General features: G+C 39.8%; 24 protein-coding genes and 1 riboswitch. Of the genes, 14 read left to right on the forward strand and 10 right to left on the reverse strand.

From position 1 onward, the window contains the following. Positions 1-140: 140 nt before the first annotated feature. Positions 141-233: riboswitch (cyclic di-GMP riboswitch) on the reverse strand. Positions 234-1,104: 871 nt separating this feature from the next. Beyond that, entirely contained in the window at positions 1,105-1,482 is a 378-nt protein-coding gene (locus HNQ34_RS15700; RefSeq protein ID WP_183256255.1) for a helix-turn-helix domain-containing protein, read from the reverse strand. Positions 1,483-2,389: 907 nt separating this feature from the next. Between HNQ34_RS15700 and HNQ34_RS15705 the strand changes: the two genes are divergently transcribed. Beyond that, on the forward strand, positions 2,390-3,121 hold the full coding sequence (locus HNQ34_RS15705) for an EAL domain-containing protein (protein WP_183256257.1): 732 nt from the start codon (positions 2,390-2,392) through the stop codon (positions 3,119-3,121). Positions 3,122-3,357: 236 nt separating this feature from the next. Beyond that, complete coding sequence (locus HNQ34_RS17625) at positions 3,358-5,079, forward strand: helix-turn-helix domain-containing protein (RefSeq protein ID WP_183256259.1); 1,722 nt, start codon at positions 3,358-3,360, stop codon at positions 5,077-5,079. 167 nt (positions 5,080-5,246) lie between these two features. Here the strand turns inward: HNQ34_RS17625 and HNQ34_RS15715 are convergent, their stop codons facing one another. The 4 genes from HNQ34_RS15715 to HNQ34_RS15730 all read right to left on the reverse strand — a co-directional run bounded on the left by HNQ34_RS15715 (position 5,247) and on the right by HNQ34_RS15730 (position 7,544). Continuing rightward, entirely contained in the window at positions 5,247-5,435 is a 189-nt protein-coding gene (locus HNQ34_RS15715) for a YfhD family protein (protein ID WP_183256260.1), read from the reverse strand. A gap of 89 nt (positions 5,436-5,524) precedes the next feature. Further along, positions 5,525-5,653, reverse strand: coding sequence for a YfhE family protein (locus tag HNQ34_RS15720; protein ID WP_183256263.1), 129 nt, complete (start codon positions 5,651-5,653; stop codon positions 5,525-5,527). 105 nt (positions 5,654-5,758) lie between these two features. Further along, on the reverse strand, positions 5,759-6,319 hold the full coding sequence (locus HNQ34_RS15725; RefSeq protein WP_183256305.1) for a GNAT family N-acetyltransferase: 561 nt from the start codon (positions 6,317-6,319) through the stop codon (positions 5,759-5,761). 322 nt (positions 6,320-6,641) lie between these two features. After that, positions 6,642-7,544, reverse strand: coding sequence for a TIGR01777 family oxidoreductase (locus HNQ34_RS15730; RefSeq protein WP_183256265.1), 903 nt, complete (start codon positions 7,542-7,544; stop codon positions 6,642-6,644). Between the two features lie 70 nt (positions 7,545-7,614). On the opposite strand from HNQ34_RS15730, the gene recX reads away from it, so the two are divergent. Together recX and HNQ34_RS15740 are read left to right on the forward strand one after the other, a co-directional pair. Continuing rightward, entirely contained in the window at positions 7,615-8,424 is an 810-nt protein-coding gene (gene recX / locus HNQ34_RS15735; protein WP_183256267.1) for a recombination regulator RecX, read from the forward strand. 64 nt (positions 8,425-8,488) lie between these two features. After that, on the forward strand, positions 8,489-8,806 hold the full coding sequence (locus HNQ34_RS15740) for a YfhH family protein (RefSeq protein WP_183256269.1): 318 nt from the start codon (positions 8,489-8,491) through the stop codon (positions 8,804-8,806). A 40-nt stretch (positions 8,807-8,846) separates the two neighbouring features. Here HNQ34_RS15740 and HNQ34_RS15745 read toward each other — a convergent pair whose 3' ends face one another. Together HNQ34_RS15745 and HNQ34_RS15750 are read right to left on the reverse strand one after the other, a co-directional pair. Continuing rightward, positions 8,847-9,008 carry a YpzG family protein gene (locus HNQ34_RS15745; RefSeq protein WP_183256271.1) on the reverse strand — a complete coding sequence of 54 codons (162 nt, stop codon included), beginning with the start codon at positions 9,006-9,008 and terminating at the stop codon, positions 8,847-8,849. A gap of 42 nt (positions 9,009-9,050) precedes the next feature. After that, complete coding sequence (locus tag HNQ34_RS15750) at positions 9,051-9,206, reverse strand: small, acid-soluble spore protein K (protein ID WP_183256273.1); 156 nt, start codon at positions 9,204-9,206, stop codon at positions 9,051-9,053. A 121-nt stretch (positions 9,207-9,327) separates the two neighbouring features. Here HNQ34_RS15750 and HNQ34_RS15755 point away from each other — a divergent pair, with 121 nt between their 5' ends. Beyond that, positions 9,328-9,597, forward strand: a complete 270-nt coding sequence (locus HNQ34_RS15755; RefSeq protein WP_183256307.1) for a YfhJ family protein — start codon at positions 9,328-9,330, stop codon at positions 9,595-9,597. 42 nt (positions 9,598-9,639) lie between these two features. On the opposite strand, the gene HNQ34_RS15760 is transcribed toward HNQ34_RS15755, so the two are convergent. Further along, complete coding sequence (locus HNQ34_RS15760) at positions 9,640-10,620, reverse strand: metal-dependent hydrolase (RefSeq protein ID WP_183256275.1); 981 nt, start codon at positions 10,618-10,620, stop codon at positions 9,640-9,642. Positions 10,621-11,210: 590 nt separating this feature from the next. Here HNQ34_RS15760 and HNQ34_RS15765 point away from each other — a divergent pair. The 5 genes from HNQ34_RS15765 to mutY all read left to right on the forward strand — a co-directional run bounded on the left by HNQ34_RS15765 (position 11,211) and on the right by mutY (position 18,329). Then, a complete protein-coding gene (locus HNQ34_RS15765; protein ID WP_183256277.1) occupies positions 11,211-11,558 on the forward strand; it encodes a Na-translocating system protein MpsC family protein in 348 nt (115 codons plus the stop codon). A 317-nt stretch (positions 11,559-11,875) separates the two neighbouring features. Beyond that, entirely contained in the window at positions 11,876-13,150 is a 1,275-nt protein-coding gene (locus HNQ34_RS15770) for an L-lactate MFS transporter (RefSeq protein ID WP_183256278.1), read from the forward strand. Between the two features lie 175 nt (positions 13,151-13,325). Then, positions 13,326-14,126: a formate dehydrogenase accessory sulfurtransferase FdhD gene (gene fdhD / locus HNQ34_RS15775; protein ID WP_183256280.1), complete on the forward strand. Its 801-nt coding sequence runs from the start codon at positions 13,326-13,328 to the stop codon at positions 14,124-14,126. Between the two features lie 301 nt (positions 14,127-14,427). After that, a complete protein-coding gene (locus HNQ34_RS15780) occupies positions 14,428-16,788 on the forward strand; it encodes an FdhF/YdeP family oxidoreductase (protein WP_183256282.1) in 2,361 nt (786 codons plus the stop codon). A gap of 440 nt (positions 16,789-17,228) precedes the next feature. Further along, positions 17,229-18,329 (forward strand): A/G-specific adenine glycosylase, encoded by a 1,101-nt coding sequence (gene mutY, locus HNQ34_RS15785; RefSeq protein WP_312856144.1) that lies wholly within the window; start codon positions 17,229-17,231, stop codon positions 18,327-18,329. A 10-nt stretch (positions 18,330-18,339) separates the two neighbouring features. On the opposite strand, the gene HNQ34_RS15790 is transcribed toward mutY, so the two are convergent. Then, on the reverse strand, positions 18,340-18,537 hold the full coding sequence (locus HNQ34_RS15790) for a cytosolic protein (protein ID WP_183256284.1): 198 nt from the start codon (positions 18,535-18,537) through the stop codon (positions 18,340-18,342). Positions 18,538-18,609: 72 nt separating this feature from the next. On the opposite strand from HNQ34_RS15790, the gene fabL reads away from it, so the two are divergent. The 4 genes from fabL to ntdP all read left to right on the forward strand — a co-directional run bounded on the left by fabL (position 18,610) and on the right by ntdP (position 20,661). Further along, positions 18,610-19,359, forward strand: coding sequence for an enoyl-[acyl-carrier-protein] reductase FabL (fabL, locus tag HNQ34_RS15795; protein WP_183256286.1), 750 nt, complete (start codon positions 18,610-18,612; stop codon positions 19,357-19,359). Positions 19,360-19,416: 57 nt separating this feature from the next. Continuing rightward, positions 19,417-19,629 (forward strand): gamma-type small acid-soluble spore protein, encoded by a 213-nt coding sequence (locus HNQ34_RS15800; RefSeq protein WP_183256288.1) that lies wholly within the window; start codon positions 19,417-19,419, stop codon positions 19,627-19,629. A 158-nt stretch (positions 19,630-19,787) separates the two neighbouring features. Further along, a complete protein-coding gene (locus HNQ34_RS15805; RefSeq protein ID WP_183256291.1) occupies positions 19,788-20,057 on the forward strand; it encodes a YgaB family protein in 270 nt (89 codons plus the stop codon). Between the two features lie 67 nt (positions 20,058-20,124). Then, on the forward strand, positions 20,125-20,661 hold the full coding sequence (gene ntdP, locus HNQ34_RS15810; RefSeq protein ID WP_183256311.1) for a nucleoside tri-diphosphate phosphatase: 537 nt from the start codon (positions 20,125-20,127) through the stop codon (positions 20,659-20,661). Between the two features lie 95 nt (positions 20,662-20,756). On the opposite strand, the gene HNQ34_RS15815 is transcribed toward ntdP, so the two are convergent. Further along, positions 20,757-21,821: an FUSC family protein gene (locus HNQ34_RS15815; protein WP_183256293.1), complete on the reverse strand. Its 1,065-nt coding sequence runs from the start codon at positions 21,819-21,821 to the stop codon at positions 20,757-20,759. Between the last annotated feature and the right edge of the window lie 253 nt (positions 21,822-22,074).

Here is a 22,074-nt window from a genome sequence, read left to right on the forward strand (position 1 = left end):
CCGAACAACCAACCGCTTCACAGACAAATATATTTGTCTGGAAGCGGTGTTGTTCGGTCACCCGACAGTCGAAACATACCGATTACTCCATAAAAAGACGAAAACGTTAAAGTTCCAAATTGCATTTATATAAAACTAAGAAGGGCAACTGGCTGGCATGTCTATTTTTGCAAATAGATTTAGCCCCTTTAGCTTTGCGCCCTACCCTTTCGAGTAGTTTGCCGATTCATTATGAAATTTTTGTCTAACATTGGCTAATATTGTTTTGTTTACAATGATAATGTAATTTATACCCTCAATGGAATAGCACTCAATTCCTATTTTACTTCATTGACTTACCAAATAGTTATATTTTTGTTATAATTTACTGTAAGTTTTCGTAAGGTGCTAGCTTCTTTGGATGGATATTGTTAGGTAGGTTATAGTATAAATCCAACTCAAAGATTCAACTTATAATCGATTGAAAAGCAGTCGGCTATCGAAGGCAAGTGTGTGCTTGACCCAAAACAACAGTTGAAAAGTACGGAAGATTCGATAAAAGGGGGAACGTTAAAATGCTATGTGCATCTATTTTGAAAATACTTAAATTCCAAAATGTATGAACTTAAAATATTCGACACAAGGGTATTTTCGTCCTTCCGATGGCGCCGAAATTTTTTCGGCATGGGGGTTTATATATTCTATATCGCTTCACAGACAAATTGCATTTGTCTGGAAGAGGTGTTGTTCGGCCACCCGACATCCGAAAAATACCAATTACTCCATAAAAGACGAAAACGTTGAAGCTCCAAATGGCATCTATAATAATTCCTAGGAAGGTTGACCTAAAAGAGCCACCCTTCCTTATTAAATTGTGTTTAGCAATCTAGGAGTGCATAATTCGGTAGTATATTTATATGTAATATACTTCTATATACCGTTGCTTAACATGGAGTTACTGCGTGTATAATTAGGGGGATAATGGTAATATTGCAAAGTATTCGCATGTAAAAGCCGCCAACATGCTTTCTAAAGCCTTATTTATGTAGTGTATTATGCACTTCTAAAATTTGTATTTATCGCCCGACACATAACATTCAACGATAAGAAACTTTTTAGAACATTTCATTTTTTCTTTTTTAGTGAGGCAGTTTCATTATGTTGAATAAGAGAAACAATATATTTGATAATAAAATAAACATTTGTTTTTTTTTGTTCATCTAAAGACCTCAATAAGGTGATAATTTCCTTTTCTATATTATCAAGAGAGTATCCGTCGGTTTTAATGTCTTCTTTTTCACAAACGAGCCAATCGATAGACACGTCTAACACTTTGCTAATAGGGATCAATACATCTATCCTTGGGGTTACAGCTCCGTTTACAATTTTACTTACTGTGCTTTTCGGATGGCCGGTTTTTTCGATTAAATCTTTTTGTTTTAAATTTAATTCTTTTAATCTCCTTTTAATTCGATTACTAAGTAGTTGTTTTACATCTTTCACATGTGTTCAATCCTTTCATTAATGAATAGTTAATATTTTTGTTCCTTTTTTGGTTATTTTTTTTGTTGAAAAATCCCTAATAAGGAACTATAATTTCAATTAAGAGGAGAATGACATATATGTTACATTACATTTTTCAGTGAAGATCCATTATGGAGTTCGGTTAGTTTAATAAACCAAACAGTCAAAGAATAGTGTAACGACAAGTGGTTGGTGTTTCGACACATGTATAAAACATATACACTATTCCTTTCTTAAACATCTTATTTATGTCGTTTTTTTAATTGAATTTTGAAAAAATGCATAACACATTTAACGTGGGAAAGTTGGTTTGTGTTTATAAGTAGCCGTTAGCAAATTGCTTTAAATTGAGTATCGTTACAATTCCTAAAAGCTTAGAGAACCACTTAAAACATAGGTAGCAGTTGGTGCTTTTGAATGCATATTGCTGATTTAGTTAATAAAGTAAATAAATGGATGTATGTTAATTTCTAATGGACTTAGGTTTAATGCGTAAATCACTTTTTTAATATAGCAATATTTTGTTTTTTTATTATGAAAACATTTATTTTTTTAGTATCGTAGATTAAGAAAAATATTTTTCTTGTATGCAATTTAAAAGTCGTAGTAAAAATAATTTTTATAAAACATGTTGAATGACAATTATGAAGCTTTGAGATTTAATAAAAAAAGGCATTAACTATATTTTAGCATTTTAAAAAAATCTTTCATTTTTAAGTTTTGTGAAAAACATAAGTGTTAAGTACTATGTGTGGGGTTTTGAAATCATAATAAAGTAATTTATTTTTGCTTTTCCTAATTGGTTTTTTGTTTTATGGTGAATATAGCCACCAAGTTATGTTACACCACCTATTAATGGCAAGAAATATAAGTTTAGAGGGCGGCTATGGAAAATAAAAAAACTGTTAGAGAAATTATTGTTAATCACTTGTTTACGAATGTCTTTCAGCCGATTTATCAATTGTCTAACATAGAACTGGTTGGTTATGAAAGTTTACTTCGCTGTCCGTTTGTAAAGAGCCCTGATGAACTGTTTATGAATGCAAGTGAACGAGGAGATATATATAATCTCGATATTGCTTCTATAGCGAATTCATTAAAGGATTTTGCAGCACATTATAAAAATGATTATCCGTATAATATATTTTTATCACTAAATGTATATCCTTCTACCATTGCGATGCCGTTTTTTCCTCAAGTGCTAGAGCAGCTAGTCAAAAATGTTTCGTTATTCAACCAACAAATTATTTTAGAAATCAATGAGTCTGAAAAAATCGAAAATTTCGATAAAATGTTGAGGAATATACATATACTAAAAGAATTAGGATTTTTGGTTGCCTTAGATGATTTAGGAAAAGGAGAGTACTCGTTGCAATCATTATTAGAGATAGCTCCCCAAGTGATTAAACTCGATCGATACTTTGCAAAAGGTTTAGCAGGTGATGTTAAAAAGCAGAGAGCAATATCGTCTATCGTTCAATTTTTTAGTGAAAATACAAAAATTATATTAGAAGGAATTGAAACAGAAGAGGATCTTCGATGTGCAAAATTGTTAGGGGTTCCTTATGGACAAGGATATTATTTGGCGAAACCTCAAAGATTAAATAAAGCAAAATAAATAATCACTTGTAACTATATAAATGCGACTGAAAGATTCAATTGAGAACCAATGAAAAGCAGCAGGTTACCTATTATTTTTGACTGTCGGAGGAGAATCCGGTGACTTGCCTTCGTCACGCAAAGGCTTGACAATGGAGTGAGCGACACCGCTTCATAGACAAATCCATTTGTCTATGAAGCGGTTGGTTATTCGATCACTTGGCAGTTGAAAAGTAGGAATAACTTGATAAGAAGATGGAAACGTTAAAATGTCACGTTGCATCTATGATGATATGTGAACAGGATGGGTTGGTTAAATTGCATATACACGACTTGTTACAAAGTATTCAAGAAGCGTATGCATCTCTTATTGGTCTACCAGTTTTCATCATTGATTCTGCACAGACGCTGTTAACATGTATTTCTAATATGGATCAATTCAGTAAATTGATGATACTTTCAGAGAGTAGAGAAATACAAAACGTAATCCTTAAAAATTGGAAGACGTATTTGCAATTGACATCCCCAGCAATGATTGATATTACATTTGAAGGGATCAAAGGATTGATTGCTCCGGTCGTTGTTGAAGGACAAGCCCAATGCTTGATTTGGGCAGGTCCTTTTGTTATTGAGGGAGGAAAAGAAAAAATTAAAAACAAACTTGGAAATGAGAGAGGATGGGGCGATGCTGTCGAGACAGCCCGCGAATATTCATTGTTAGACATTCAAACTAAATTGCGTATTATGAAAGAAATGGCCTCCGTCTGTGCTCGTTTAATTGAAGGGGAACATAAGCAAGAAAGGCATCTTGAACAGTTGCGTTTGTTACATCGCATGATAGAAATTGAGTCTTTACAAACGTTTCGTATACGTTCATACTTGCATATGTTTCGGCAGTTGTACCCGTGTGTTCATATGGTTGCTTATGCTAGAAGAGAGAATGAACAAAGTTTTATTATCTGCGACATATCTAGCGAAGAGGCAGATCCAAGATGGTTAGGTGCCGTTTATACGACTGAAAGTCCAATGATAAAACGTCTTCTTCAAGAAAATCGACCTTTATATTTAGAAAATGTATTAACAAAGCTTCAATTCGCTGATTGGGTAAATAAGGACAATGAATTGAAAATATTGTTCCTTTATCCTATTAAGGAAGATGGGCAGACTTCAGGTGTCATTTTTGTCGGCAGTAAAGAAAAAATACGATTTTCTGAAGAGGTTAAGGAAGCAGGATATTTGCTCGCAAAATTGATTGAACTATTTTTGAGTTACAAACAATCACTTTACAATAAGCAACAATTTTTGCGGTTGAAAACGTTAAATAAAATAAGTGAACTTATAAGATTCGAAAAAAATGCCAATGAAATACTACAAATGATAGTAGATTTAGCGCTTGACTTAGTAAATGGAGAACATAGTATCATTTTTCTCCAAGAATATAATGAACAAAAAATATTTACTAGCAAGAATTTTTATTGCAAATATTTATATGATTATCGTCGAAGCTTATGGAAGCGGTATTTTGATAAGGGGCAGGATAATTTTTCGATGCCCTTAAATTACAATGAAACAAGTCGAGGCATTATGATCGAATGCCCTTTTTACGTGAACGATCATATTCAGGGAGTACTAACTGTACATGTAGCACAAAAGGATATGATGGAAGAAAGAGAAGTAAGTCTTTCCTTACTAGCGACGTTTATAACCATCTTTTTACGGGCATCTATTCGAGACAATAAAGAGATGTTAGTGATCAATCAAAAGTTTTTCTCAGAAATATTAACACCAAGAGAAATGGATGTCCTAAAATATATTATTGAAGGTTGCAGCAATGGCGAAATTGCTGAAAAACTGTATATTAGTGTGCATACCGTTAAAAATCATGTTACAAATATTTTTCGAAAATTAGGGGTTAAAGATCGATCACAATTGATTGCGATAGTATATCAACAGAATTTAGAAAAAAACATACTGTAAAATCGGTTGACCGTCTCTGCATTGACTGAAGATGGTCTTTTTTTCTGTGAAAATAACAGCGAATTCGCGATTATTTTCATGTTTGCGTGGGGAGTAAATTTACTCTTTATATCAAAAAATTCGACAGGTGCCCCCTGTCGAACCTTCCGAAAGCAGATCGGTGCTTTTTACTTTTTGCGCGCTTTACTTTGGCGAATTCCAGCTGCCGCTGCGCGCGCTTCTGCCTCTAAATCTTCATGGTCCGCAAACTCGTGCGAATATTCGACATCTAAGCCGGCGGATTTCAACTGCTTCGGCACTTGTGGAAGAGACGATTTGTTTTTGTCGCGCGTTTTTTGTCCTCGAGATCGACCCATGACAAAGCCTCCTCAATGTAGTTTGAATCAATCGTGATTCATCACTTAGGATGGCACAGCGTACGAAAAGTATAAATAGAAGTATTTGGTCAATGCCTTGCTTTTTTCGCTGTATATCCTCCTGCTTGATCGGCCAGCTTAAAATCGCGGGCATAGGCCACTTCTTGGGCGCTGGATAACGTACTTTTTGTTTTTTCAGATCTACGTTTTTCAGCCATGTCCATTCCCTCACTTTACCAAAAGTTATTTATATTTTTTCCAACTCCTTCGCTTTTTACACATAAAAAAGGAACTGCTCAACCGACTGTGACAGTTCCTTTTTGCTATGCTTCTTTGCGCTGCTGTTCTTCTTCGAAAAGAAGCGGACAGCGCATCGTATAAAGCGTGTAATTATCTTTTGAAATTTCGTATAAATTATAAATATCTTCACCTTGATTGATCTGTTCAAATAAGCTTTTTCTCGTTTCGTTCGCCAGCGTGACATACGGCAATTTTTCCGCCGCTTTCGTCGAACGGACGTTGACTTTGCGAATGCGCATAAAAATCGTCTGAATCGAAAGCTCGTAAAATAACTCATTGAAAAATGCCTGTTTTGCTCGTTGGTTATATCCTTGGCCATGATACGGCTTTCCGAGCCACGTCCCTAAAAAGCCGGCGCCGTCTTGAATATCAAATAAGCTAATCGTCCCGATCGGATTGCCCCATTCATCGACGATCGTCCGTGAAATCAATTCGCCGCGTTCTTCCGCTTCGATCGTCTGCTTCGTGATAAACAAAAACTCTTCGTAGGAATGAGCTTTTTGGCGCACGAAAGGGAAGACCTCGGGGTGCACCATCAACTCGTAAAGCGCTTGACAATCTTGCAGCTCACGTTTTTTTAGAATCATATTTCCCTCCTGTTCTGAGGGCAGTTTACATGTGGGAAAACCACCCTCGAAATTTTTTAATATATTTCAATCAAAAAATTTCGGGGTGGGAATCGAACCCACTAGAACCAGCGCATCGCTGGTGGCGCACCATTTGCCTTCCCTTGATTTGACGACGATATCCAATTTTGTGACTATTCATCATCTATAGCCTTACTTCATCATACATGATTACAGTAAAAAAAGAAATAGCTTTTTTGTTAATTTTTTGTGTAGATGACTTCCCCGTTTACCATTGTGAAAATTAGTTTCGTTAAATAATGAAATGGATGTTATGTTGTTAATGTAGTATGTCACGCAACGCTTCCTCGAGGGAAGGAAATGAGAAAATAAAACCGGATTCATTTAGCTTTTTTGGGATGACTTGTTGTCCTTCTAACACAAGAATGCTCATTTCCCCTAAAAGAAGCTGAAGTACGATGCTTGGGACAGGAAGCCAATGCGGGCGGCGCAGCGCATGGGCGATCGTTTGTCCGAACTGCTTCATCGTCACAGGGGATGGGGCGGTCATATTCACAGGTCCTGAAAGCTGCTCGTGCTGTAAAATATGTTCAATCGCTCGGACAACATCTTTGATATGAATCCATGATACCCATTGCTTTCCTGAACCGATCGTCCCGCCGATCCACCATTTGTAAGGGGTGATCATTTTCGGCAATGCCCCTTCGTTTTCGCCGAGAATAATGCCAAATCTGGCAAAAACGGTGCGAACGCCGAGCGCTTCGGTTTGTTTGGCGGATTCCTCCCATTGTTCGACCGTCTTGGCTAAAAAGTCGTCACCGATGCGCTGCGATTCTTCGGTAAATATATCTGTTAATGATGTTCCGTAAATGCCGATGGCGCTGGCGTTGATTAAAACATTTGGCAGTGAAGGCAACCGGCGGATAAGACGGACGATTTCTTTTGTCGCTTTTACGCGGCTTTGAATGATTTGTTCTTTTCGTTTTTTCGTCCAGCGGCCGCCATTGATCGACTCGCCTGCTAAATTGATGATCGCATCAAGCGAAGGAAGCATCGTTTCTGGATGACTTCCCGGCGCAAGCCATTGTACGTAATGAACGTTTGATTGAGGCGAAGTCCGTGGCGTCCTTGTTAATATATAAAGATGATGTCCTTGTCTGCCAAAATAATCGGCAACCGCTTTCCCGACAAACCCTGTTCCTCCGGCGATGGCGATGTTCAAAAATCCCACCTCTTTCGTTTTGTTTATGGCTGGTTTCTTTTATGATACGATAAATGGTGAGGTGTTGGAAATGTGGATGATTACAAAAATTGCGGTCGACCCTCGCAATCATGAGCGGTTTACAGTTTACGCCTTAAAGGAGAACGGGGAACCGGTTTCGTTCAGCGTTGACCAAAATGTACTGGTCGAATTTCGGCTGAAAAAGGGAGCGGAACTCGACGAATTTATGCTGCAGGAAATAGTATATGCAGACGAAGTGAAAAAAGCGTATCATGCCGCGTTATCTTTTTTGGCCTATCGAATGCGTTCGGAAAAAGAAATCACCGATCATTTAAAGAAAAAAGGAACAAGCGACGCGGTCATTCGCGATGTGCTGCACGAGCTGCGGAAACATCGTTATGTAGATGACCGTGAATTTGCGGCGGCTTACGTGCGCACGCAAATGAAAACAACGATGAAAGGCCCGCTTGTCATTGCAAAAGAACTTGAAAAGTTAGGGATTTCGCAAGAGTTGGCTGTGGAAAGCATGCGGCTGTTCACGTTCGATGAGCAGCTGAAAACAGCGAAAAAACTAGTGGAAAAAGCGATGAAGCAAACGAAAAAACGCTCCACCCTTCAGTGGAAGCAACAGATCAAGCAGCTGTTGCAGCGCAAAGGTTTTTCGCGCTCCGTCATGGAAGAAGTGCTTGCTGAGTATGACGAGCTTCAAGGGGAAGATCAAGAATGGGAAGCGCTCGAATACCACGCGCGAAAGGCACACCGCCGCTATGAAGCGTACGATGGGCGGGAGTATGAGCAAAAAATGAAGCAGACGCTTTACCGCAAAGGCTTTTCGTTAGAAAATATTGAAAAAATATTAGGTGTATTAAAAGAAGAATAGTGGTATTTGACGATGATTTCCACATGTGTAGCTCCATTTTTATAAAGACGAGGGGAAATGAAAGATGTTACAAAAACGATATAGCGAAATGACGGAATATGAACTGAAGCAAGAGATCGCTACATTGACGGAAAAAGCGCGCAAAGCGGAACAGATGGGAATGGTCAATGAGTTTGCAGTTTATGAACGGAAAATCGCGATGGCGAAAGCGTATTTATTGAACCCGGAAGACTTTCGGCCGGGCGATATATACGAAATTGACGGTGATCCAGGTTCATTTTTTAAAATCCGTTATTTGAACGGGGTGTTTGCGTGGGGATATCGATTAAACGGTGATGGAAGCGAAGAGGCGCTGCCGATTTCTTTGCTTATTAAACCGTAGCATATTGAGGGTGCCCCGCTCATTTGGAGCACCCTTTTCCTTATGACTGTTTTCGCGTCTGCCGCTCTAAAATAATTAAATCGAGTGTTTGCTGTGTTTCACCATTCACTTGTGAATGGGCATGTTTTGGATTCGCCCATGGCTGTTGGAACGGATTGGAATAAAGGTTGTCGTAAAACTTTTTTCGTAAGTGACGAGTCATAGTACGACACCTCCTGTTGGAGAAGACTTCAGGCTCGCTCCGTTATTCATCCCGCTGATTTGAAGCGCTCATGCGTTCTTGCGGATGGGTGTTAATCGTCCCGTTCGCGCGTTTAGAAGCATACTCTGCTTTGGCGCGCGGTTCGCCTTCGAATTTGTTATTATTTTGATTAGGGAAGCTGCGTGCTTTATTCCGCATGGCTGGATTCCCTCCTCATCATTCGCTTGTGTTGGGGAACCAACACATTTTTAGTATGGCGAATTGCTGGGGGATTATGTTGTTTAAATCTTGGTATAAAGGGGCGAAAAAGATGACGACAATGAATGAATATTTTGCGCGGTTAACGAACTATTTGCTTGAAAAAAACGATTCCCTCACTTATGCGCAAGCGCGGACGTGGGTGGAATTGTTATGGGAAGATTTTGAAACAACGTATGCACGCGCAGGATATTCGTACAAAGGAAAAGAGCTAACGGAAAAAGTCGTACGTCAATGGATTGATCAATATGGCGCGCGGCTGCACGAATTTCAAACAATGAACCCGAAATACAAGCATTTGTTGAACCAAAACGATTATTTAAAACATTAACCGGACGGCTGGCACCGTCCAACCGCCCGTCCAACCGCCCGGTTAGCTTGGAATAAGTTCGAGTTTTTTGCGCAACTTTCCTTCACTGAAAATCCAGCCTGTGTAGGAACTTACAATATTGAAGTCAAGATCCAACTGAACGACGGCCACAAACGGATAATACCCTTTGCTGCGGTAGCGCAAATCGGTAAACCGCACTTCGTAATGATCGTTGTATTCATTCACTTCCCAACGATAAACCGGCGAAAACGATAAAAATGCCGATAAATTTTCATCTTTTTTCGCCGCTTCAATTGCCGGATGTGAAGGGATCGGACATTTTTTAAACGTATCTAAAATATGAATTGTTCCGTTTTTAGCCCGTCCGACATAAAAATAATCTTTTGTGGTAACGGCTAAATGCCATTCACGAAAGCGCAAGGTCGGTACAGTAATGATTTGTTCGACATGAGGAATTTGTTGATAAATCGCTTTTTTAATCGCGGCTTGTTGCCGAAACCGTACGACATAATATCCAGCGAGCACGATATAAATCGTTAAAAACGTATAACCTGGATGGGCGCCGAGAAATATGACGCCGATACCTGCAAGATGAAGCGCAAATATAGTCGGATCAAACGTATTAATGACACCAAAAGCGATCCATTTTTTTGTGAATGGACGCAATGCTTGTGTTCCATATGCATTAAATATGTCAACGAACACGTGCAAACATACCGCAAGTGAAATCCATAACCATAGATGGAAGACGTTTACGTTTGGGTAAAAGTAAACAAGCGCTCCCGTAATAAGGAGAGGCCAGATGAATAAAGCAGGAATGGAATGAGTAATGCCGCGATGATTGCGAATATATTTGGCGTTGTTTTTTAACTTTAAAATCGTATCTAAATCAGGCGCTTGTGAACCGGCTAATGCGCCGACTAATACTGCCTGAGCTAAACCTGGGTCATGAGCAACAGCGGGATCTAAAGTGGCGAGGCTACCTAACGCCACTCCCATGACGATGTGTGTTCCTGTATCCAAAGAACTGAACCTCCTTTATTGTTCTTACCTGTTAGTATATCCTCATCTTTTTCTAACGATTGGACAATCATACTGAAACCGCTAGAATTTTTATAAATGAAAAGCTTTAAACATCGTCATGAAAAATGGATTACATCGAATTTTCAATTTATAAGGTCATTTTTTGGAATCTCCATTTCAACGATGATCAGTGTTGATGAGGTGTTTGCGCATTGTTACTGTTATAAATATAGACACATTTTCTGTATAAACGCAAGAAAAGGTGGCTAACTTTTTCAACGCACTTTTATTATAAACTGGAGCTGCTTGATTCGCAAAGGCATGCAAATTAGTTCACGCTAATGCTATATTTATGATGATAACTATTTGTTCCTAATCTTAATGTAGCAACCTAAAAAGGCATGCATTCGCTTGACAGACACTGCCTTTACATTAAAGAAGGGAGTGATGTGCCAATCTTGTTGTCCATGTCAATAATATGCAGTTGAAAAAACGATTATACTTTATGTTTGATGAGGCAGTAGCACCTCGAATGAATTTGTGAGCATCGCTAGAAGATTCAATTTCTGATTTAGATAAGGGGTTTTCATATGTCAAAAAAAGAAGCAGCTTTCAATGATATTATTCGAAAAGTTCGTAAACAGTTGTTTGGAAAAGGTCCGGAACAGGTAAAAACTTATTTTGTCGAAAATATCGCGGTGACGATTTTATATGGGAATTTAACGCCAACGGAAAAATTTATTGCGCAGTCGCAGGAAGGAAAAGAGATCGTTCATGCCGCTCGCACACGCATGATTCAAGAGGTTTACGCTAAAAAGGTACCGGATGGATTGGAAGAACTTGTAGGATCGAAGCTGACACACTTATTTTCCGACATTAAAATAGAAGAAGATATGGCTGTTTCGGTATTTATGTTTGAAGATAAAATCGAAGAGTAAAATGGATATTGTTAAATAATGTGTTTTCATGTTATGATAAACCTATAAAAAGTTTGGCTTGGTAATTGAGATTACTCTGTTATCGGTTAAGCTTTTTACAACAAAAAACAAAGAAGTCGTTGGTTTTACCGCAGTGCCCCTGTGTTAAAACTACCGCCACTTCTCTAATGTATCAATGGACAAACCATGATATATAGGGAATGTGGCGGTTTTTTTATGGAGATTAATCACTGTTGCCACAGTGATAATAGGATTTACGAACAGATAAGGGTTGATTGCGGGACAGTTTTTTTATGATTATGAAGGGGGTTTAGCAAATGAAAAATCGTTGGTTGATCGCTTTATCAGCAGTAGGAATCCACATTTCGATCGGCTCTGTCTATGCGTGGAGCAATTTTACAACGCCTTTGATGAATACCTTCGGCTGGTCGGCGAAACAAGTGCAATTCACGTTCAGTTTAGCGATCTTGTTTTTAGGTCTTTCAGCTGCTTTTATGGGACACTTTGTTGAGAAGCACGGTCCAAGAAAATCAGGACTTGTAGCAGCAATATTCTTTGGAGTAGGGGTTTTCGGTTCAGGGTTTGCAGTTAATGCTGAGTCGCTTACACTGCTATATTTATTTTATGGAGTATTAGGCGGAATTGGGCTTGGAGTAGGCTACATAGCGCCTGTTTCCACTCTCGTTAAATGGTTCCCTGACCGAAGAGGCCTTGCAACAGGTCTTGCTATCATGGGATTTGGATTTGCCGCAGCGATAGCTAGTCCTATTATGAATAAATTAATCGGCTCAGTTGGTATTGCGAATACATTTTTTATTCTTGGAGCAGCATATTTTGTTATCATGGTGCTTTCTTCTCTATACTTAGAGAAGCCAGCTGAAGGTTGGTTACCGAAAGGGTTCTCTGCAACTGGCGGCGGAAAAGGCAAAAAAGTCATACAAGATTTAGCGCAATTAACAGCAAATGAGGCCATCAAAACAAGAAGATTTTATTATTTATGGTTAATGCTTTTCATTAACGTAACATGCGGGATCGCAGTCATTTCTGCAATGAAACCTTTAGCGGTAGAAAGTATTGGGTTAAGCACAGAGGCAGCTGCCGCATTAGTTGGTGCTCTAGGTATTGCGAATGGACTTGGCCGTATCGGTTGGGCAACTATTTCTGATTACATTGGAAGACCAAACACTTATACTACGTTCTTTGTATTACAAATTCCGATCTTCTTCTTGTTGCCGACGGTTACAAGCAAAATCATTTACGGTATTATGGTTGTTATTGTTTACGCTTGCTACGGCGGTGGTTTCGCTTCTATCCCAGCCTATATTGGTGATCTTTTCGGAACGAAGCAATTAGGTGCTATCCACGGATATATACTAACAGCTTGGTCTGCTGCTGGTTTAGTAGGTCCGTTGTTTGCAGCCTATATTAAAGATAAAACGGGAAGTTATGCCGGAAGCTTAACATTTTTTGCTGGACTATTTGTTGTCGCTTTAGTCGTTTCTCTATTAGTGCGTATTGATATTCGTCAATTGCGGGAGAAAAACGTACAACCTACATATTCATCGATGATGGGAGAAAAACGTACCATCTAAATAAAACTTAAATCCATGCACTTTTTTCAAAAAGTGCATGGCTTATGATGCTAAAGAAATAGAAAAAATGGTTGGTTCGAAACGGCACCTATTTTTTCGAAATGAGCGTGGAAAAAGGTTTAGGAGTTTGCGGATTTGAAGATAAGACTAAAGGGGAGTAAGGAAGGGTGGTCGCTTGAAACCCAATCAAATTCATCGCAATGTTATTCGATATTCTAACGGGAAGCTTCAGCAGATTGATGATCTAATTGTAACTGAATATCCTGTAACGATTAAAGTCAATAATGAGGAATTGGCAACGATGGTATGTACGCCTGAGCATATTCGGGACATGGTCATTGGGTTTTTGGCATCAGAAGGCATTATTCGTAGCGTTTCTGACATTCGGGATTTATGGATTGATGAAAATGAAGGATTTGCGCATATCACGTTGCCTTCATTTAATGATCTCTATCAAAAATTCAGATCTAAACGCTATATTACGTCTTGTTGCGGCATGAGCAGACAGGGCTTTTACTTTTTTAACGATGTCAAAACAGTAAAGAATATGTCAGATGCAACTCTTGAACTTTCATTGGATGATTGCTTTCGTCTGATGAAAGAGATGCAAGAATCTGCTACAACATTTAAAGATACAGGTGGGGTGCATAATGCGGCCCTGTGTGATAAAAATGGCATTATTTTATCTCGCATGGATATTGGCCGCCACAATGCGTTGGATAAAATTTACGGGTATTGCCTGCAACATGACATTACGTTGGATGATAAAGTCATCGTCTTTAGCGGACGTATTTCTTCTGAAATATTACTAAAAGTGGCGAAAATCGGATGCAGCGTCGTGTTGTCCAAATCTGCCCCAACGGAATTGGCGCTTCAATTAGCAGAAGACCTTGGCATTACAACGGTCGGATTTATTCGGGGCGATAACTTAAACGTCTATACACATCCTTATCGCATTAAAGAGTTGAAGGGTTGAGTGTATTTGTAGCGAAACCTATCACGACTGTTGATTATCCACTATTTTACTAAAAAACATAGAATCATATGGCTGAACACAAGCTTTTCTGCCTCTTCCCTCGAACAAGAACGCCGGCGGGCAAATGTTGTTTGCCCGCAAAGCGTTCATTGTTCGAGGAGGGCATGCGTACAGCTTGCCGACTACGGCAGAAAAGCTAGGAATAGGGAGATGTCAACTGGTTTTTATTGGTTAATCAACACGCATGATCTATAATACGTGTACGTATTAGATGTATTAAAAAATACGAGGAGTGATTATAATGGGAGCGACTAAACATCCAGGACCAATGAAAAAAACTTTAATGCCTGCACCGAAACATTGGGTAAGCCCGATTCCTTTTGGACTTGGGAAAGTGAAACCTAAACATATTCGCGATACATTGAAAGTAGTTTGGGAAAATAGGGATAACTTAGGATATGCAACAAATATCATTACAAAAGGGGTTTGCGATGGGTGTGCCCTTGGCGTAGCTGGTCTTTTTGATCAGACACTTACAGGTCCGCACCTTTGCACAACTCGCTTAAATTTGCTTCGTTTAAGCACGATGCCTGCCATCAAACCTGAAATTCTTCATGCAGATATTGATGAACTGCGGAAATATGACAGCACTCAGCTTCGCAAGCTGGGAAGAATCCCGTATCCGCTCATTCGTCGCAAAGGAGAGCGTAAATTTTCCCGGATTACATGGGATGAAGCATTGGATATCATTGCAAATAAAATGAAAACACTAGATCCAAAACAATATGCGTTTTATTTGACTTCCCGTGGGATTACTAATGAATCTTATTATGTTGCCGGGAAAGTGGCTCGTTTCTTAGGAACTAATAATATTGATAATGCTTCTCGTATTTGCCACTCACCGAGCAAAACGGCATTAAAACGTTCGATAGGTGTAGCGGCTTCAACATGCAATTATCAAGATTGGATCGGAACCGATGTCATATTGTTTTGGGGAAGCGTGGCTTCCAACGCTTCACCGGTTTCTACAAAGTACATGTTGGAAGCGAAGAAAAGAGGAACGAAAATTATCGTAATTAACCCTTACAAAGAGCCAGCAATGGAAAAATATTGGATTCCATCTGTTGTAGAATCCGCTTTGTTTGGGACGAAATTAGCCGATGATTTCTACCAAGTCAATATCGGCGGCGATATTGCGTTTATGTATGGAATTATGAAGCATTGGTTCGAAATGGAAGAAAAAGAGCATGGTTCTGCGATTAACCATGAATTTGTAAAAGAACACGTAAATGGCTATGAAGAAATGAAGGCAAAAGCGCAAGAGTATTCTTGGGACAAGATCGTTGAATCTTCCGGAATTTCTAAAGAACGAATCATTGAACTGGCAGAAGTATTGGCAAAAGCTAAAAATGCTGTATATGTTTGGGCGCTTGGGTTAACGATGCACTCTTTTGCAACAGATAACATTTCACAAGTAGCAAACCTTGCGCTTCTTCGTGGTCACTTGGGACGAAAATACAACGGGCTTATGCCGTTCCGTGGTCACTCTTCTGTGCAAGGAAGCGGAGAAATGGGTGCTGATCCATTTTCACTTCCTGGCGGAGATTTTTATGCGGATCACATTAAGCGGATTGAACAATTGTGGGGATTTGAACTGCCAAAATGGCAAGGAGATGTCGTCGGGGTAACACTTGAAAACATTTTGCTCCCTGAAGGTCATGAACGCAAAGTCAAACTTTATTACCTATCTGGCGGAAATTTCTTGGAAACGATGCCTGATCCGCATTTTGTGGAAAAAGCGTTATCCGAATTGGAAATCCGTGTCCATCAAGATATTATTTTCAATACATCTACATTAGTGGACGCGAAAGAAGCGGTGATCGTTCTTCCTGCTAAAACGCGCTATGAGCAAGAAGGCGGCGGAACTTCTACTTCGACGGAGCGTATGGTGTATTTCTCTCCTGAAATTGAAGGAAATAAAAATAAAATTGAAGAAGCTCGTGCGGAATGGAAAATCTATATTGATTTAGCGAAGCGCGTGAAGCCTGAAACCGCTCATTTGGTTGATTTTAAAGACGCTCAAGAAATTCGAAATGAAATTGCAAAAGCTAATCCAAACTATGATGGAATTCAACATTTGAAAAAAGCGGGAGATGTATTCCAATGGGGCGGGGCATGGCTTTGTGAAGGCGGTATTTGCCCGACTCCTGACGGAAAAGGAAATTTAATTCCTGTTGATATTCCTGATTTGAACAAACAATCTGGCGATTTTTATATTACAACAAGACGCGGAAAACAATTTAACTCTATGGTCTTTAAAGAAATCGATCCATTTAATGGGGCAGATCGTTATGATGTATTGATGAACCCTGAAGATGCAAAGGAATTAAGCATCCAGGAAGGAGAAAATATTGTCGTTTACAATCAATACGGAATATTCCAAGGCCGCGCTAAGTTTGCCGATATTGCTAAAGGAAACTTAGGTGTTCATTTCCCTGAAGGAAACTTCCTTCTGCCAAAAGGCCGCTATGAGAAATATGCGATGATTCCTGATTACAACATCGGGGTAAAAGTAGAAAAAGCTGATCGTTTTACTGCACGCAAAGATGTTCAATACTTCGAAAAATACATTGAAGATGACGATTTAAATCCGCCAGCATAAAACGCATGGGAAACCATGCGTTTTTTACATAAAATTTCCGTTTTTGTGAAGGTTAGAATCAAGATGGGGAAGTTTCAAGGCGAAGAAGTCCCTTTATCAATCAATTATCTATCGCACATCCATATACACAAAATGATATAATTTATACATATTTGTACACGAGTGTTGATTATCCATTATTTTACTAAAAACCATAGAATCATATGGCTGAACATAAGCTTTTCTGCCTCTTCCCTCGAACAAGAACGCCGGCGGGCAAATGTCATTTACCCGCAAAGCGTTCATTGTTCGAGGATGGCATGCGTACAGCATGCCCAGTCGGCAAGCTGAGCTTAGCCGACTACGGCAGAAAAGCTAGGAATAGAGCGATGTCAACTGGTTTTTATTGGTTAATCAACACACCTGATATTTGTACTTATTATCATCTTGGAGGAGTCAGCGTGAACGAAAAAATTGCGCCATTTATTGAAGGGTTTGCGATTGAAACATTTCAACGCGACTTAATTCAATGGTTTGAACAAGAACAACGTGATTTGCCATGGCGAAAAGAAACGGATCCTTATAAAATTTGGGTATCGGAAGTGATGCTGCAGCAAACAAGGGTAGACACCGTCATTCCGTACTTTCAACAGTTTATGGAGCAGTTTCCGACTTTAGAAGCGCTTGCGGATGCCGATGAAGAAAAAGTGTTGAAAGCGTGGGAAGGGCTCGGCTACTATTCGCGCGTTCGCAATTTGCATGCGGCGGTAAAAGAAGTGAAAGAACGGTACGGCGGAAAAGTTCCAGATCGGGCTGAGGAGTTTTCAAAATTAAAAGGTGTCGGTCCATATACAACGGGTGCGGTGTTAAGCATTGCCTACGGAATTCCGGAACCGGCGGTCGACGGCAACGTCATGCGTGTGTTGTCGCGAATTTTTCTCGTATGGGAAGATATTGCAAAGCCGAAAACGAGAAAACTGTTTGAAGATATCGTCCGAGCGATTATCGCCCATGACCACCCTTCATATTTTAATCAGGCGTTAATGGAGCTTGGTGCGTTAATTTGCGTACCGGGAAAACCGGCCTGTTTGCTTTGCCCTGTTCGCGCTCATTGCCGCGCATTTCATGAAGGTGTGCAAGAGGTGCTTCCGGTGAAAACAAAAAAGGCGAAAGTAAAAGAAGTAGACATTGTGGCAGCAGTAGTTATGGACAAAAAGGGGCGCGTTCTTATTCATAAACGGGGCCGTGAAGGACTGCTAGCGAATTTATGGGAATTTCCAAACTGTGAAACAGCTTCAGAAAACCGGAAAAAACAATTGGAAGCTTTTTTTGAAGAAAAATATGGAATCAGCGTGCAACTTGAACATCCTTTTGCCGCTTTACAGCACGTGTTTTCCCATTTAGTTTGGAATATTGTCGCTTACTATGGTACAATCGTGGGCGATGTAGCAGAAACGGAGCGGCTAAAGCTTGTGGATGAGCATGAGTTTCAGCAATATGCGTTTCCGGTTTCACACCAGCGCATTTGGCATGAGTATAAAAAGAAAGAAACAGGTGGTTAAATCACCTGCTTTAGTCGGGGGACTCGATTTGCTCAAGCCCGCCGCGCGCTTCGATTTCTTCAATAATTTCGCGGTGGATCGTTTGCCCTTCAGCGTTTAAATACGGTGTGATTTGCTGCAAGGAATGGTGGAAAAAAGCTAATTCGCTGTCTTTCCACTCCGATTTTGGAATCATGGAAAGTTCGGTCATATCACGTCCGACGTACATGGGCTGTTCCTCCTTTTTTATAGTTTGAAAAACAGCCTGTGAATTTATTCATAAAATAAGGAGAGAGAATCAATGAGTGAAAAAGTAGCGGTTGTCACTGGAAGCAGCCGGGGAATTGGAAAGGCAATTGCGCTTCGGCTGGCGCAAGAAGGGTATCACATTGTCGTCAACTATGCGCGCAGCAAAGAAGCGGCATTGCAAACGGCGAAAGAAATTGAAACGTTAGGCCAAAAAGCGCTCGTTGTGAAAGCGAATGTCGGTAAAGTGGAAAAAATTCAAGAAATGTTTGCGCAAATTGATGAGACGTTTGGCCGGGTCGACGTATTGATTAACAATGCCGCTTCCGGTGTGTTGCGCCCAGCGATGGAACTGGAAGAATCGCATTGGGATTGGACGATGGACATTAACAGTAAAGCGCTATTGTTTTGCGCCCAAGAAGCAGCAAAGCGCATGGAAAAAGTCGGTGGAGGCAAAATTGTCAGCATTAGTTCCCTTGGTTCGATTCGCTATTTAGAAAATTATACGGCCGTCGGCGTTTCCAAAGCAGCAGTCGAATCGCTCACTCGTTATTTAGCAGTTGAATTAGCGCCGAAAAACATTTCCGTCAATGCCGTATCCGGCGGAGCGATTGACACGGATGCGCTCAAACATTTTCCAAACCGCGATGAGCTGTTGGCCGATGCGGTTGCAAAAACTCCTGCAGGGAGAATGGTCGAGCCAAAAGACATTGTCAATGCAGTTCTCTTTTTACTTTCTGACCAAGCGGAAATGATCCGCGGGCAGACGATTATTGTGGACGGCGGAAGATCGTTGATCATGTAATTTTCGTGGATAAAAAATCACCTTCTGGACACATTAAAAGTTGTGGAGGTGATAATGATGGCAAAACAACCGAACAAAACTGTTGCTGGTACGAACATTCAAGAAGTAAGACAACAAAATGCGCAATCTGCACAAGCAGGCGCAGCCGGACAATTTGGCACAGAATTTGCGGCGGAAACAAACATCCAAGAAGTCAAACAACAAAACGCTCAATCCGAATCTCGCAAAGCGCAAAGCACAACGCGCCAAACGTCAAACCAAAGCAAATAATTACAGCGAGGCACTCCTTTTTTCGGCAAGGGGTGCCTGTCTTTTGTGAACAGAGAATTCTCGACAAAAGTTATCACCGTTCTACATAGATAGTCAAAGGAAATCGTTTCTTCTTTTCCGAATGTAATCATTGTATAACTTCGAAAGGAGAGAAGCGCATGGATCTTTTTGATCGTTTAGTGAGAGAGCAGTTGAAAACGATGGAGCAGCTGTTGTTTTTGCAGTCGGAAATTGAACGGTGCCAGGCGATTGAAGAAGAGTTAATCGCATTGCAAAACGAGGCAAAGCTGCAGTCGATTCAAACACAAATTTTACAAATGAAACAGCAATTGAAAGAAATTCAGCAAATCTTTGAAAAGCAAACGGAAGAAGTGATTCGGTCGTATCAACTCCAATGTTATGTGGGCGAGCCATCATCACGATTTTGATGGCTCTTTTGTTTGCGAATCATTATAATAAGATAAAAGAAGCGCCCAAATGAAAGTAGGGAAAAGTATGACGACAGAATATCCTCGTGACGGAGAAATCATTCAAATTCATAGTTATAAACATAACGGTTCGATTCATCGAATTTGGCAAGAAACGGTGGTGTTAAAAGGAACTCCGAATTATATTATTGCTGCCAACGACCGGACCGTTGTAACGGAAGCGGACGGACGAACATGGATTACAAGGGAGCCGGCGATTTGTTTTTTTTATGCGAAGCATTGGTTCAATATTATTGGCATGATCCGCGAAGATGGCGTTTATTATTACTGTAACTTAAGTTCACCGTTCGTGTGGGATAAAGAAGCGCTCAAATACATCGACTACGATTTAGATGTAAAAATATTTCCAAATATGACGTACGTTCTTTTAGACGAGGATGAATACGAACGTCATCGTCGGGAAATGAACTATCCAAGCGTCATTGACCGCATTTTAAAAAACAATGTGGAAAAGTTGATCAGCTGGATTCATCAAAGAAAGGAGCCATTTGCGCCGGATTTTATTGATACGTGGTATGAAAAATTTCTTTCCTATCGAAAGTGAGATCCCTTTTTATCAGCAGCTTGCGGCTATCTCAAGTTGAGAGATAGCCGTCGGTTTTGCCTTACTCCGAACGACTGAGCAAAGCCGGACATTTTTTATGTTTCCCGCCCAGAAATCCCCAACGATTCTTCGTCTTTATGATATTGTTGAAAGCTTTCAATCAGTTTATCTAAATGCTCCAATTGCTCCCCGTAGGCAATAATGGTGCCGATTAACAAAAAGAGGTGGTATTCGTTGCCTTGCTCGTTATATTCGTAAAACGCCTCAACAAGCCGCTTTTTTTCATAGAACGCCTTGCTGGCAATTTCTGATTCTTGCTGGAATTTCGCTTTGCCAATAAATTTTAATAAAATTTGTTCATGATAATGGAGTAAATAATCGAGTTGTGAACGGACAGTTTGTTGAAATTCCGGCGGCATATGATAAAGCTCGTTTTCAAGGCGATGCAGCACTTTTAACGTATCGAGCGCTCGGTTCGTAGCCGAAATCATTTGCCGGTATAATACGAGTTTCCGCGATCGTTGGTATCGGTTTTTTTGTAAATATATTCTTTCTTCTTTATAAAGCAAGTACAGCTGGTCAAGCTTGATCATTTTTTCTTTTAGCTTTTCGATATCTTCTTTTAACATATGATGCTCAGAGGCGTGGCGAATGTTCATGCGAATCCACTTTAAAATCGCTTCCGTATTTTCTGTAATGCTATGATAAAGTTTTTTTTCATATTTAGGTGGGAGAAATATGAGATTGACGATAAATGCTGCAAGCACTCCGAGCATAATCGTCGAAAATCGAACAACGGCAAATTGGATAAAATTTGTTTCTGTATATTCCATAATGGCAATGACCGTCACCAATGCAACCGAAATCGTCGATTCTAAACGAAGTTGCAAGCAAAGGGCGATGACTAAAATAGCGGTTAATCCAATAACAAATGGATTGTGACCGAATAAAAGGACGCTTATAATCGCAAAAATGGCACCGATAATGTTCGCTTGCACTTGCTCGACAAGGGATAAGTAAGAACGGTAAATCGTCGGCTGCATCGCAAAGACGGCCGATATACCAGCAAAAACCGGCGAAGGAAAATTCATGATGTTCGCTAAAAGAAGTGCTAATGTAACGGCTATTCCCGTTTTAAAAATGCGGGCTCCGAGTTTCATAATATCTCCAAATCCTTCCTTTTTGTTTCAAAAATAAATGATTAATGCAAAACGAATTATAAACAATTTAGTAATATACATGGTTTGTAAGAGGATATCAAGTAGGAAAATGAACATGATTTTGAAAAAGAAAAGGCGACCATGCTATATAAAATTCATTTTTCCTTATTATTTATATAAATACAACTGGGAGGTTTAATTTATGGCTGACGAAAAAGTAGACTCCCTATTTTTTCGACTGTCGGAGGCAAGT

Origin of the sequence: Anoxybacteroides tepidamans, assembly GCF_014201465.1 — a bacterium.
GTDB lineage: Bacteria > Bacillota > Bacilli > Bacillales > Anoxybacillaceae > Anoxybacteroides > Anoxybacteroides tepidamans.

What these genes read in the sequence shown, in the direction of transcription:
- HNQ34_RS15705 (WP_183256257.1), top strand. Translation starts at nt 2,390, where the DNA reads ATGGAAAATAAAAAAACTGTTAGAGAAATTATTGTTAATCACTTGTTT.
- HNQ34_RS17625 (WP_183256259.1), top strand. Translation starts at nt 3,358, where the DNA reads ATGGAAACGTTAAAATGTCACGTTGCATCTATGATGATATGTGAACAG.
- HNQ34_RS15715 (WP_183256260.1), bottom strand. Translation starts at nt 5,435, where the DNA reads ATGGGTCGATCTCGAGGACAAAAAACGCGCGACAAAAACAAATCGTCT.
- HNQ34_RS15720 (WP_183256263.1), bottom strand. Translation starts at nt 5,653, where the DNA reads ATGGCTGAAAAACGTAGATCTGAAAAAACAAAAAGTACGTTATCCAGC.
- recX (WP_183256267.1), top strand. Translation starts at nt 7,615, where the DNA reads ATGTGGATGATTACAAAAATTGCGGTCGACCCTCGCAATCATGAGCGG.
- HNQ34_RS15740 (WP_183256269.1), top strand. Translation starts at nt 8,489, where the DNA reads ATGTTACAAAAACGATATAGCGAAATGACGGAATATGAACTGAAGCAA.
- HNQ34_RS15745 (WP_183256271.1), bottom strand. Translation starts at nt 9,008, where the DNA reads ATGACTCGTCACTTACGAAAAAAGTTTTACGACAACCTTTATTCCAAT.
- HNQ34_RS15750 (WP_183256273.1), bottom strand. Translation starts at nt 9,206, where the DNA reads ATGCGGAATAAAGCACGCAGCTTCCCTAATCAAAATAATAACAAATTC.
- HNQ34_RS15755 (WP_183256307.1), top strand. Translation starts at nt 9,328, where the DNA reads ATGAATGAATATTTTGCGCGGTTAACGAACTATTTGCTTGAAAAAAAC.
- HNQ34_RS15765 (WP_183256277.1), top strand. Translation starts at nt 11,211, where the DNA reads ATGTCAAAAAAAGAAGCAGCTTTCAATGATATTATTCGAAAAGTTCGT.
- HNQ34_RS15770 (WP_183256278.1), top strand. Translation starts at nt 11,876, where the DNA reads ATGAAAAATCGTTGGTTGATCGCTTTATCAGCAGTAGGAATCCACATT.
- HNQ34_RS15780 (WP_183256282.1), top strand. Translation starts at nt 14,428, where the DNA reads ATGGGAGCGACTAAACATCCAGGACCAATGAAAAAAACTTTAATGCCT.
- HNQ34_RS15790 (WP_183256284.1), bottom strand. Translation starts at nt 18,537, where the DNA reads ATGTACGTCGGACGTGATATGACCGAACTTTCCATGATTCCAAAATCG.
- fabL (WP_183256286.1), top strand. Translation starts at nt 18,610, where the DNA reads ATGAGTGAAAAAGTAGCGGTTGTCACTGGAAGCAGCCGGGGAATTGGA.
- HNQ34_RS15800 (WP_183256288.1), top strand. Translation starts at nt 19,417, where the DNA reads ATGGCAAAACAACCGAACAAAACTGTTGCTGGTACGAACATTCAAGAA.
- HNQ34_RS15805 (WP_183256291.1), top strand. Translation starts at nt 19,788, where the DNA reads ATGGATCTTTTTGATCGTTTAGTGAGAGAGCAGTTGAAAACGATGGAG.
- ntdP (WP_183256311.1), top strand. Translation starts at nt 20,125, where the DNA reads ATGACGACAGAATATCCTCGTGACGGAGAAATCATTCAAATTCATAGT.
- HNQ34_RS15815 (WP_183256293.1), bottom strand. Translation starts at nt 21,821, where the DNA reads ATGAAACTCGGAGCCCGCATTTTTAAAACGGGAATAGCCGTTACATTA.